The sequence below is a fragment of the Xenorhabdus sp. PB61.4 genome (assembly GCF_963894935.1).
Lineage (GTDB): Bacteria > Pseudomonadota > Gammaproteobacteria > Enterobacterales > Enterobacteriaceae > Xenorhabdus > Xenorhabdus stockiae.
This window is the reverse complement of record NZ_CAWQJR010000162.1, coordinates 70,388-82,428: the sequence shown is the minus strand read 5'-3', so window position 1 is coordinate 82,428 and position 12,041 is coordinate 70,388. Positions and strand designations below refer to the sequence as shown.

Below are 12,041 nucleotides of genomic sequence, written 5' to 3'. Positions count from 1 at the left end.
TCTCAGACCAGCTAGGGATCGTCGCCTAGGTGAGCCGTTACCCCACCTACTAGCTAATCCCATCTGGGTTCATCCGATGGCGTGAGGCCCGAAGGTCCCCCACTTTGCTCCCAAGAGGTCATGCGGTATTAGCCACCGTTTCCAGTGGTTATCCCCCTCCATCGGGCAGATCCCCAGACATTACTCACCCGTCCGCCGCTCGTCAGCAAAGCAGCAAGCTGCTTCCTGTTACCGCTCGACTTGCATGTGTTAGGCCTGCCGCCAGCGTTCAATCTGAGCCATGATCAAACTCTTCAATTAAAAGTGTTTGATGCTCAAAGAATCGTTACTGTTAGTTCGTAATGAATTAACTGTTTCAGTCACTCTTCAAGACTTGAATCTTTTTTGCCTTTCGGCTGTTGATAGTGTCTTGCGAGTGCCCACACAGATTGTCTGATTATGTTGTTAAAGAGCGGTTGCAACCGAACATCTCGTTCCGTGTTGCGAGGCTGCGTATCTTACGCTTTTCGCCTCCGGAGTCAAGCGTTTATTTTCGCTTTCGTTCCGCTGTCCTTCGCGGCGTGTCTCAGCTCAGCGTCGGTCAGTGGTGGCGCATTATAGGGAGTTTTTCGGCCCTGACAATAGTTTTTTTGAAAAAAAATATCGACTGCTGGTTATTGCAACAAATTTGACTTAAGTTGGCAGTTTTTCCAGCGAAATGAAGCCATAATTATATAAAACAGGCCGTATAGACTCACTATTAGCGTCTATTTTGGTGCAATACGCTAAGTTATTTTCTGTCGTTGCGGATAAATTTTCTCGATTTTTGATCAGCCATGCGGTTCTTCGTGCAATTGCAGCACCTGAATCAACCAATCTCGTGCCATTAGGCAGAACCTGAGACAGTTCCTCTGCAAGTAAAGGAAAATGAGTACATCCCAAAATAATAGTGTCTGGTGGTTCTTTCATTCTCAGCCACGGTTTTAATATTTTTTCCAGCTCTTCCAGAGGAATGGTTTCACCGTGCAGCTTTCGTTCTGCCAGTTCGACCAGCTCAGCTGAGCCGATAGCATGAACCTGACAATCCGTAGCGAATCTGGTGATAAGTTCTTTAGTATAGTCACGATTGACTGTTGCCCGTGTTGCCAATAGTCCAACTACACGGTTACAAGTGAGCTTCGCGGCAGGTTTGATAGCTGGAACAACACCCACAACAGGAAAAGAAAAACGCTCACGCAAAGCTGGAAGGCTGACAGTACTCGCGGTGTTGCAGGCGATAACGACAATTGCTAATGGATGCCTTTTCTGGATTTCATCAACAACTTTGACAACCCGCTCAATAATGACTTCTGCCGTTTTCTCTCCATAGGGGAAGGCTTTATTATCGAATGCATATATATAGTGGAGATCCGGCAGCAATTGTCGGATCTCCTGATAGACAGATAAACCACCCACACCGGAATCAAATACCAGAATGGTCGGGCGGGCGGTTTTCTTTATATCGAATGTAGTTAAATCAGAAGTTGTAACTGCCTGTGATGAAGTATTCTCGTCCTGGAGTGCGATAGCCATACGCTGTCTCATAATTTTTATCAAACAGATTAGCTATTCTAGCATGGATTGTCAGACGGTCAGTGACTGGATAAGACCCATTGATATCCCATAGACTGACACCGCCTAATTTTATTCTCTTCGAAGGGGATGTATTAAAATCCTGATCAAAACGCTGCCCAATATATTGATAAGTGATTCCCCAATCGATATTGCAGATCTCCCAGTCTAACTGATACTTCAACTGCTGTTTCGCTCTGCGAGTTAATTGCTGATTATTGTTATCACGTGGGTCAACATACTGTAGTGTTAATTGGTGTTGGAATATGCCGGTATCCATCATTCCCGTCCACTCAACGCCTTTAATTTTTACCTGTCCTACGTTCAAATAGCGGTTATTGGAAAAATCAATCAATTGATCAATATCATTACGATAAATGGAGAAACGCCAGCTAAGGTCTCCGGTTAATCCTTCAATTCCACTTTCCCATTGTTTACTGTTTTCTGGTTTTAAATTCGGGTTAGCTCCCCAGCCATACAATTGCCCAAGTGTTGGTGCCTTAAACGCTGTTCCATAGGAAATAACAAAACGGTAGCCATCAATGAATTCCCAAGCCGCTCCTGTTTGCCATGTCATGTTCCAGTTATATTCAGAATGACGGTCTGAGCGCACCGCTCCTTCAAAAATAAAATCATCTACTTTCTGCTGACCCGTTAAATACACGCCTGTGTTATCAACACTTTTTTGTACAGGAATATAGTTGGAACCAGCGGCTACAGATTCTCTTTTCCAATCTACCCCTCCACTAATCGCACCATGGCCTATCTGCCAACTGTTGCCCCACTGAACATTGTATTGCTTCGAGTCACTTAGCGTTGTGTTTCCCTTATAGATTTTATGCTTAAAATTGTAATCTTTAACATGGCTATAGCTGGTAATAAGCTGAGATGAGTAGATATCCCGATTAAATAGAATTCCTGTTTCGTAACTACGGCTAAATAACTTTCGGGTATCAGTAAAGGATCCATCATAGTTTGAGCGATTATCGTAGCCATATGTCCGGGCAAATCCGCTGAGTTGGTCATTAAATTTATGATCAATGCCCAGCCATAGCATTTTACTCATAAATCCGTCTCGATCCGGCTCGTTGGTTCCTTTACCCGCCACCACATCAAATCCTTTGGTATAGATATAGCTCGCTGCGGCACTCAGTGCGGTATCTTCACCCAATTTTTGCTGGGTTGAACCATTGTAATTCTGGTATCCATGCGAACCGATCCCTGCATTGAGTGTCGTCCCTTGATGCTCTCGTGTTGTGATGATATTGAGTACTCCTCCAATCGCATCTGAGCCATATACAGCAGAACGTGCACCGCGAATATATTCAATTTTTTGCACTAAACTAAGCGGGATCTGGCTAAGGTCAGAAGAGCCTGTAATGCCTGCTTGATTTAACCGAATGCCATCGACCAAAATCAAAACATGGCGTGAATCTGAACCGCGTATAAATAAAGAAGAACTCTGCCCTATTCCACCATATTGAGAAATATCAACTCCCGGTAAACGGCGCAGTACATCAACCAAGCTATTTGACTGCCAGCTGTCTATTTCGTCACGGGTCACAATCGTTACTGGTGCCAGCACAGAAGAAACGGGCTGTTTAAAGCGGTTGGCTGTCACCACCAGCGAGTCCTGATTATCTGCGGCGGAGAAATTGCTCCAGCCAGAAAACACCACCATGAAAGTGGCGGATATAAAAGTGTGTTTTTTATTTATCATGGGAGAGAATGGCGTCTAACTATTAAAGAGCCATGCTACGATGAAGGCAGGGTAGTGTCCAGAATACCTTCCTATCAAAAAAACCGGGTAATGAACCAGAAAACTGGACATCCTTTGTACTTTCCCTACAATGCCGCTCGGAAATTTTTCTTAATGTGATCATACGAGAACCAGATAATGCAGAATCTCTTGCCAACGGAAGATTATGAAAACCAATTGATGGAGAAAGTCCATCGTCTGAAAGAAATGATGGTTTCCTTTAGTGCGCCCGAGCCTGAAGTTTTCCGTTCCCCCGCATCTCACTACAGGATGCGTGCAGAATTCCGTATCTGGCATGAGGAAGATGACCTCTACCACATTATGTTTGATCAACAAACTAAGCAGCGTATCCGGATTGATCAGTTTCCCGTAGCCTGCCAACTCATTAATAGCATGATGCAGGCCATTATTGCGGGCGTGAAAAATAATTCAGTATTGCGCCACAAACTGTTTCAGGCTGATTATCTCGCCACTCGCAGCAACAAAATCATTGTTTCCCTCCTTTACCATAAAAAACTGGGGGATGAATGGCGTGAACAAGCAACCGCATTGCGGGATCAGCTAAAAGCAGAAGGCTTTGATGTTCAGCTTATTGGGCGTGCGTCAAAAACCAAAATTATGCTTGATCATGACTATATAGATGAAGAGCTACCTGTCGCGGGTAAGACAATGATTTACCGTCAGGTTGAAAACAGCTTTACCCAGCCAAACGCCAGTATCAATATCCATATGCTGGAGTGGGCGATTAACAGCACCAAAGACGCCAAAGGCGACCTGCTTGAACTGTATTGTGGTAATGGTAACTTTTCTCTGGCATTGGCTCAGAACTTTGAACGTGTGCTGGCGACAGAAATTGCTAAACCTTCCGTTGCTGCTGCGCAGTTTAATATTGAAGCCAATCAGATTGATAACGTACAGATTATCCGTATGTCCGCAGAAGAATTTACTCAGGCAATGAATGGAGAGCGGGAATTCAACCGTCTTCAGGGAATTGACCTGAAGAGTTATCAGTGTGAAACCATCTTTGTCGATCCACCGCGTAGTGGTTTAGATGAGGAAACGGTGAAAATGGTACAGGGATACCCGCGAATTCTGTACATTTCCTGTAACCCGGAAACGCTCTGCCAAAATCTGGAAACATTGTCGCAAACCCACAAAGTCAGCAAGCTGGCTCTTTTTGATCAGTTCCCTTATACCCACCATATGGAGTGTGGGGTATTACTGGAAAGAATCAATTAATTCTATTGTTACTACCAACCCGTTTTTATCTTACAAACGCCATAACTGATTATTATGGCGTTTTCATAACATGTTTCTCAAACAGTCATCAGTTATGTTTTTCTGACAGAGTTGCCTGTTGTCTGCGCCCTTTTATCTTCCTGTAAAGCCAGAAGACTAATGCAGTTCCAACCACAACAGACAGGAAGTTAGAGCCAATTTCCGGATGGTTAACCCGAATAATTGCGTTATAGGCAAAAAGGCCTAAGAAGAAACAACCAACTGCCAGTTTTGGTAATCCCTCAGCCATGGGATAATTTAAATAACGCTGATGGAGACAATACAAAGATAGTGCAAGTGTGATAATCGGGAAAATTGAAAAAGGTACCAACGAATTAAAAAATGCTGAAAAAGTGCCGTGAGTTGCCAATCCAACGATAAGAGCCAGCAGCATTGTGCTTTTATCCTGGCGATATTGTTCCATCGTGTTGTTCTCCTTTCAGTCGTGTTCAAGGGGTTTTAGGGACAGAAGTCTTAGAGACAGCGGTTTTTAGGACAGTATTTTTTAAGTTAGCCGTTTTTTCCTGCTCCCGCCGATACCAGTAAAAAGCACCTTTGGAAATCATACGCAGTTGTAATACCAAACGTTCTTCGAGACGACGTCTTTTTTCTTCATCAATATCCAGCGCTTCTGCACCCGCACTGAACACAATTGTTACCATCGCTTCGGCTTGTATTTCGGTAAAATGGCGAGGCATATGACTGGCCTGTTCAAGGTAGTCTGCCAGTTCTGCAATAAAATGTTGGATTTCCCGTGCGACCGCTGCACGGAACTCAGCGGATGTACCAGAACGTTCACGCAGCAATAACCTGAATGCATTCGGATTATTACCGATAAACTCCATAAAGGTTGAAACAGAAGTGCGAATGATACTGCCACCTTTTGCGATACGCTGGCGAGCCTGACGCATAAGCTGACGCAGCATTAAGCCGCTTTCATCCACCATCGTCAGCCCTAACTCATCCACATCACGAAAATGGCGATAGAATGAAGTCGGTGCAATCCCTGCTTCCCGGGCCACTTCCCGCAAACTCAGGCTGGTGAAACTACGTTCAGCACTCAGTTGGCTAAATGCTGCTTCAATCAGTGAACGACGGGTTTTTTCTTTCTGTTTCGCTCTGACGCCAGTTACATTATTCACAGCAATCCTGATATACATACTCGACTATACTATGCAGCAAATATATCAGATTCTGCTACATTTGCTGTGATTGTTCTCTTAAAGATATTAACCAATGTTTCCCTGTTTTATATCAACATCGGAAACAAAAACCGTACGCTAATTAGGTTATTACGCCAACCAATGTTAATATAGAGTTGTTATTTTGTGTAAAAACAGGTCTTTCCTCTATGCAATATACTCATTTTGATGCCATTGTGATTGGCTCCGGACCCGGTGGAGAAGGGGCAGCAATGGGGTTAGCAAAACAAAGAAAAAACGTTGCAGTTATAGAGCGTTATAACAATATTGGCGGCGGCTGTACCCACTGGGGCACTATCCCGTCCAAAGCTCTCCGCCATGCAGTCAGTCGTATTATTGAATTTAATCAAAACCCTCTCTACAGTGACAACTCCCGCATTCTTCGCTCCTCGTTTTCAGAAATTTTACGTCATGCCGAAGTTGTCATGAATCAGCAGACTAAAATGCGGCAAGGGTTTTATGAGCGCAATCGGTGTAAGATGTTTGCCGGTGAAGCCACCTTTATCGATGAACATCATGTTAGTGTGCGCTATGCTGATGATAGTGTAGATATATTGAGTGCCGACAAAATAATTATTGCCACAGGCTCTCGCCCTTATTGCCCTCCCGATGTCGATTTCACTCATTCCCGTATTTATAACAGCGATACTATTCTGGAACTGGATCACGAACCACGCCATGTCATTATTTATGGCGCGGGTGTAATTGGCTGTGAATATGCTTCTATCTTCCGGGGGTTGGGTGTGAAGGTCGATTTGATCAATACCCGTGACCATCTGCTGTCATTTCTTGATCAGGAAATGTCTGACGCGCTGTCTTATCATTTCTGGAATAGCGGTATTGTTATCCGCCATAACGAAGAATATGAAAAGATTGAAGGTCTTGAAGATGGCGTCATTATCCATCTGAAATCAGGCAAGAAAGTTAAAGCAGACTGTCTGCTGTATGCCAATGGCCGAACCGGCAACACAGATAAACTCGGGATGGAAAACGTCGGGCTGGAAACCGATAGCCGTGGTCTATTGAAAGTAAATCGGGTTTATCAGACCAGCAATGAAAATATTTATGCTGTTGGTGATGTTATTGGTTATCCCAGCCTCGCTTCTGCCGCCTACAATCAGGGGCACATTGCAGCAAAAGCCATCATGACCGGAGCTGAGAATGCCGAAAAGTATCTGGTAGACGATATTCCAACAGGTATTTATACCATCCCTGAAATCAGTTCTGTGGGTAAAACTGAGCAGGAACTAACAGCGATGAAAGTTCCGTATGAAGTGGGGCGTGCCCAGTTTAAACATCTGGCCAGAGCACAGATTGCAGGGATGAATGTAGGCAGCATCAAGATATTATTCCACCGCGAGACAAAACAGATCCTCGGCATTCACTGTTTTGGCGAACGTGCAGCGGAGATTATTCATATCGGTCAGGCGATTATGGAACAAAAAGGTGAAGGTAATAGTATCGAATATTTCGTTAATACAACCTTCAACTATCCGACAATGGCCGAAGCTTATCGCGTTGCTGCCCTTAATGGACTGAACCGGTTATTTTGATGTTGTTCCACTGATGTCGAAATAATTCCTCATTCTGGTTCGGATCGCCTCTGCCAGTTGCTCATAGCGATTACGCAGAGGTGAGCCGGGACGATAAACCAGAATCACAGAACGTTCCGGCAAGGGATTATGACACTCAAGATAACAGATCCCATCACGTTTTTTCTCTTTGGGGACAGCCAAGTCAGGCAACAAAGTGATGCCGCTCCCCGCCGCAACCATATTACGCAATGTTTCCATACTGGTTGCCCTGAAATGCGTATCTTCTTTGGCTCCGGCCTGAAAACAGAATCCCATTGCCTGATCACGTAAGCAGTGACCATCTTCCAGCATCAATAACTTTTCACCGGTCAGCTCACTCATATTGATCTTATCCCGCTCTGCCCATTTATGTTCTTCATAGACCGCAAGCTTCATGGGTTCCTTAAAGAGAGGAATTTCAATAAATGCTTCCGTTTCTTTTATTGCGGCCAGAATCGCACAATCCAGTTTCCCGCAATCAAGCTGGGCCAGCAAGTTCTGAGTCTGGGCTTCGTGCAGGTACATTTCCAGCTTGGGGAACAACTTATGCAGTTCAGGGATAATCAGTGGCAGGAGATAAGGGCCAACAGTTGGAATAAGACCGATATGTAATGGGCCGGACATACTTTCACCCTGAAGTGAGGCCATTTCCTGTAATACCTTCACTTCTCGCAATACCGTCTTGGCTTGCTCCACCAGCAACATCCCCTGTTGTGTAAACAAGACCTTGCGGCTTGTGCGTTCCAGCAGCATTACGCCCAACTCATCCTCAAGTTTACGTATCTGCCCACTGAGCGTCGGCTGGCTGACATGACAAGAATCAGCAGCTCTGCGAAAATGTCGATACTCAGCAAGTGCCACAAGATATTCCAAATCGCGGATATTCATTCCCAACCTCATTGTTTGATATCAATGATAGAATTGATCAATAAATCATTATATGCATGAGAGGAGAAAACTATCAATTCGTGGTGATTTCAGTTTTTTTATAAAGTTACCTGATAAAAAATGACGGAATTCATTCAAAAAAATAGATAAATCGGACCGCCTCAATAAGCAGGCAGCCCAATTCGTTGATTCGGGGAAATTATGTACTCAGAGGGGTTTCAGTTAGCTGAGATGTAACCTCTGCTTTGCCTCAGCAATAGCCAGCGTTACCTGTTTCTGTGCCACACCACCTTTTGCCAGACGTTTATCCAGACAGGACTGTAACGATAAAATATCGTATACATCGATTGAAATAGTTTCACTGAACCTTTGTAATTCAGACAATGACAACTCTTCCAGCGCCTTACCTTTCTTTATTGCCGCAATCACTACTTCACCAACAATGTGATGTGCTTCACGGAATGGAACACCTTTTGCCACCAGATAATCGGCTAATTCCGTAGCATTAGCATAGCCCTGCTTTGCCGCCTCCCGACAACGGTCACGTTTTATCTGGATGCCATCCAATACCATTGCAGCCATATGCAGGCAAACACGCCAGGTATCCAACGCATCAAACAGCCCTTCCTTATCCTCCTGCATATCTTTGTTATAAGCGAGGGGCAGCCCTTTTAATGTCATCATCATACCTGTCAATGCACCCTGTACCCGACCACATTTACCGCGGATAAGTTCCAGTGCGTCAGGGTTTTTCTTTTGAGGCATCAAAGAGGAACCAGACGTTACCCGATCCGATAATTCAATAAAGTCCGCTTCTCCACTGTTGAAGAAAATCAGATCTTCGGCAAAACGTGAAAGATGGATCATACTGATGCTGGCATTTGACAGCAGTTCCAGCACATGATCACGGTCTGATACGCTATCTAAACTATTACGGGTTGCAGAGGCAAAACCAAGCCATGAAGCCAGTTGTTCCCGATCAATATCATAAGCCGTTCCCGCTAACGCACCACATCCCAACGGGCTGACATCCAGCCGTTTTAAAGTATCCTGCAAACGGCTTTCATCACGGGCAAGCATTTCTGCATATGCGAGACACCAATGTGCGAAAGTCACCGGCTGCGCCCGCTGTAAATGAGTATACCCCGGCATAACAGCATCCTGATTATTCTCAGCCGTAATCACTAATGCCTGTTGTAATGCTGTCAGAGCTTGCCGGATATCCGCTATCTGATCCTTACACCACAATTTCAGATCAGTCGCGACCTGATCATTACGGCTGCGTCCTGTATGCAGTTTTTTGCCTAAATCCCCAACTTTTGCGATCAGCTGGCCTTCCACCCAGCTATGAATATCTTCCGCATCGCTTTGCAAAATAGCCTCTGGGTTGGTTCTCACTTCATCCAGTAATGCATTCAGCGCCAACCCCAGCTTCTGTTGCTCTTCAGATGTCAGAACACCCACTGTGACCAGCGCCTTTGACCACGCGACAGAGCCAACAATATCCTGCTCTGCCAGACGATAATCAAACCGCAGAGAATCATTAAACTGCTTAAATTGCTGATCAGCTTCCTGACTGAAGCGCCCACCCCAAAGTGCCATAATTGCATTCCTCTTCTTTTTATTAGCCGGAAATTACTTTTTGTTTTTCAGCGCACGAATGCGGGAAGAAAGCGAATGTAGGCGGATAAAACCTTCAGCATGACTGTGATCATAAACTTCATCCTCGCCAAAAGTAGCAAACTCTTCAGAATAGAGGGTATGAGGAGACGTTTTCTGAGTGGCTGTCACCTGCCCCTTATACAGCTTCAGGATCACTTCACCACTGACATTCTCAGCCAGCATTTCTGCCGCTGCCTGAATAGACTGACGCAGCGGCACAAACCAGCGCCCATCATAAACAACGTAAGACATCTCCAGACCCAACTGCTGACGCCATTTAAAACTGTCACGATCCAGAACTAACTGTTCAACACCACGTAGAGCCGCCATCATGATGGTTCCTCCCGGTGTTTCATAACAGCCACGGGACTTCATTCCAACCAGACGGTTTTCCACAATATCGATCCGGCCAATGCCATGTTTAGCACCCAGCTCATTCAATTCATTAAGGCATTGATATGGTGACAGTAACTTCCCATTGACGCCGACAACCTCTCCTTTCTCAACAGTGACAGAAAGATATTCAGGCTCGTCAGGAGCATCTTCCGGCTCTACAGTCCACTCCCAACAATCTTTATTCGCCGCATTCCACGTACTTTCCAATACGCCACCTTCGGTGGAAATGTGCCACGCGTTTTCATCACGGCTGTAAATTTTTTCCAGCGTTGCCGTAGTAGGAATATCACGGACTTTCAGATAATCCAGCAACGCTTCACGGGAACGCAGATCCCACTCTCGCCACGGAGCGACGACTTTCAGATGTGGAGCCAATGCCGTATAGGTACTCTCAAAACGAACCTGATCATTCCCTTTACCAGTCGCCCCATGCGCCAGCGCATCAGCCCCCACTTTCAGGGCCAGTTCAACCTGCGCTTTGGCGATAATCGGGCGAGCCATTGAAGTACCGAGCAAATAACTGCCTTCGTACAATGCTCCGGTTTTCAGTACCGGATAAACATATTCTTTGATGAATTCTTCACGCAGATCGGCGATATGGCATTCTGAGGCCCCGGAACGCAATGCTTTTTGTTCTATACCCTCCAAATCTTCACGGCTCTGACCAACATCTGCGACAAATGCGATAACATCACAATTGCCATAATGTTCTTTCAGCCACGGAATGATGGCAGAAGTATCCAAACCGCCAGAATATGCCAGCACAATCTTTTTAATACTGTTTTTTACCGAAGTCGTCGTCGTTGTCATAGAGGTAGCCTTTTACTTTTATTCACCAGCAAGTTTTCACCAGAAAGGTGCCATGCTGTTAATCAGTCAAAACCGTTTTCATTCTCTGTTATGTCAGCATGGTTATGCCAGAATGCGGGTGCCAACGGATATACCATTAAATAGAGCAATCAGTTGATCAGCATAACGCCAGCTGGCGATATCCACCGGACGCCCCAGTGTTTTTGCGGCTTCCAGTGCTGCATGGACTTTCACAACCATGCCGTCAGTAATCACACCCTGTTCAATCATCTGCTGTATTTCTTTTTCTGAGACTTCAGGGATCTTGTTGCCTTTTCCGTTCAGAACACCGCTGACATCTGACAGAAAAACTAAATCGGCATCCAGTGACTGTGCGACAGCTGTAGCAGCTTGATCTGCATTCACATTCATTAATTTGCCGTCTTCTGTAATACCAATAGAGCTAATAATGGGGATATAACCGATATCCAGTAAAATTTTCAGTAAATCCGGATTACCGGGGGAAGCCATGCCCGTGTGACCAAATTCCTCGTTAAACGGAGAAACTTTCACAACACAGCCATCACCCAAACATAGACCAACCGCAGGTAAACGGTATTTTATCGCCCAGGAGAGTAAGGTTTTATTGGCTGTGCCAGCCAGTGTCCCGGTAATAATATCAATCTGATCTGCTGGCGTTACACGCAGGCCCTGTTTCTTGATAATCGGCAACTGTAATTTCTGCATCAGTTCATCAACCAAGCAACCGCCCCCATGTACAATGACTAAAGGACGTTTATGCGTTTTTCGATATAACTGTAATGTGGAAAATAATCGTACCAGCGCTTCATCACTATCTAATAACACCCCACCCAGCTTGATAACTAATGGCTCCATCAGATT

General features: G+C 45.1%; 10 protein-coding genes and 1 rRNA gene. 2 read left to right on the top strand and 9 right to left on the bottom strand.

Annotated elements, in window-relative coordinates:
• The 3 genes from AACX68_RS11695 to btuB form a co-directional block, all read right to left on the bottom strand.
• Window positions 1-300 (bottom strand): 16S ribosomal RNA (locus tag AACX68_RS11695); the annotation flags it as partial.
• Between the two features lie 372 nt (window positions 301-672).
• Window positions 673-1,551 (bottom strand): glutamate racemase, encoded by an 879-nt coding sequence (gene murI, locus AACX68_RS11690; RefSeq protein WP_228858016.1) that lies wholly within the window; start codon window positions 1,549-1,551, stop codon window positions 673-675.
• Window positions 1,496-3,310 (bottom strand): TonB-dependent vitamin B12 receptor BtuB, encoded by a 1,815-nt coding sequence (gene btuB / locus AACX68_RS11685; RefSeq protein ID WP_228858015.1) that lies wholly within the window; start codon window positions 3,308-3,310, stop codon window positions 1,496-1,498. The genes murI and btuB overlap by 56 nt, the downstream gene beginning before the upstream one ends.
• A gap of 177 nt (window positions 3,311-3,487) precedes the next feature.
• Between btuB and trmA the strand changes: the two genes are divergently transcribed.
• Window positions 3,488-4,588, top strand: a complete 1,101-nt coding sequence (gene trmA / locus AACX68_RS11680) for a tRNA (uridine(54)-C5)-methyltransferase TrmA (RefSeq protein WP_228858014.1) — start codon at window positions 3,488-3,490, stop codon at window positions 4,586-4,588.
• Between the two features lie 88 nt (window positions 4,589-4,676).
• Here trmA and AACX68_RS11675 read toward each other — a convergent pair whose 3' ends face one another.
• Both AACX68_RS11675 and fabR read right to left on the bottom strand, forming a co-directional pair.
• Window positions 4,677-5,051 (bottom strand): YijD family membrane protein, encoded by a 375-nt coding sequence (locus AACX68_RS11675; protein WP_099111268.1) that lies wholly within the window; start codon window positions 5,049-5,051, stop codon window positions 4,677-4,679.
• Window positions 5,052-5,076: 25 nt separating this feature from the next.
• The gene (gene fabR, locus AACX68_RS11670; protein ID WP_228858013.1) at window positions 5,077-5,769 is read right to left on the bottom strand and encodes an HTH-type transcriptional repressor FabR; all 693 of its coding nucleotides are present in this window, start codon (window positions 5,767-5,769) and stop codon (window positions 5,077-5,079) included.
• A 209-nt stretch (window positions 5,770-5,978) separates the two neighbouring features.
• On the opposite strand from fabR, the gene sthA reads away from it, so the two are divergent.
• Entirely contained in the window at window positions 5,979-7,382 is a 1,404-nt protein-coding gene (gene sthA / locus AACX68_RS11665; RefSeq protein WP_099111267.1) for a Si-specific NAD(P)(+) transhydrogenase, read from the top strand.
• On the opposite strand, the gene oxyR is transcribed toward sthA, so the two are convergent.
• The 4 genes from oxyR to argB all read right to left on the bottom strand — a co-directional run bounded on the left by oxyR (window position 7,374) and on the right by argB (window position 12,035).
• The gene (gene oxyR, locus AACX68_RS11660; protein WP_228858012.1) at window positions 7,374-8,291 is read right to left on the bottom strand and encodes a DNA-binding transcriptional regulator OxyR; all 918 of its coding nucleotides are present in this window, start codon (window positions 8,289-8,291) and stop codon (window positions 7,374-7,376) included. The two genes, sthA and oxyR, sit on opposite strands and share 9 nt — an antisense overlap.
• Before the next feature lie 222 nt (window positions 8,292-8,513).
• Window positions 8,514-9,893: an argininosuccinate lyase gene (gene argH, locus AACX68_RS11655; RefSeq protein ID WP_228858011.1), complete on the bottom strand. Its 1,380-nt coding sequence runs from the start codon at window positions 9,891-9,893 to the stop codon at window positions 8,514-8,516.
• 33 nt (window positions 9,894-9,926) lie between these two features.
• A complete protein-coding gene (locus tag AACX68_RS11650; protein ID WP_228858010.1) occupies window positions 9,927-11,159 on the bottom strand; it encodes an argininosuccinate synthase in 1,233 nt (410 codons plus the stop codon).
• 102 nt (window positions 11,160-11,261) lie between these two features.
• Complete coding sequence (argB, locus tag AACX68_RS11645; RefSeq protein ID WP_228858009.1) at window positions 11,262-12,035, bottom strand: acetylglutamate kinase; 774 nt, start codon at window positions 12,033-12,035, stop codon at window positions 11,262-11,264.
• Window positions 12,036-12,041 lie beyond the last annotated feature (6 nt).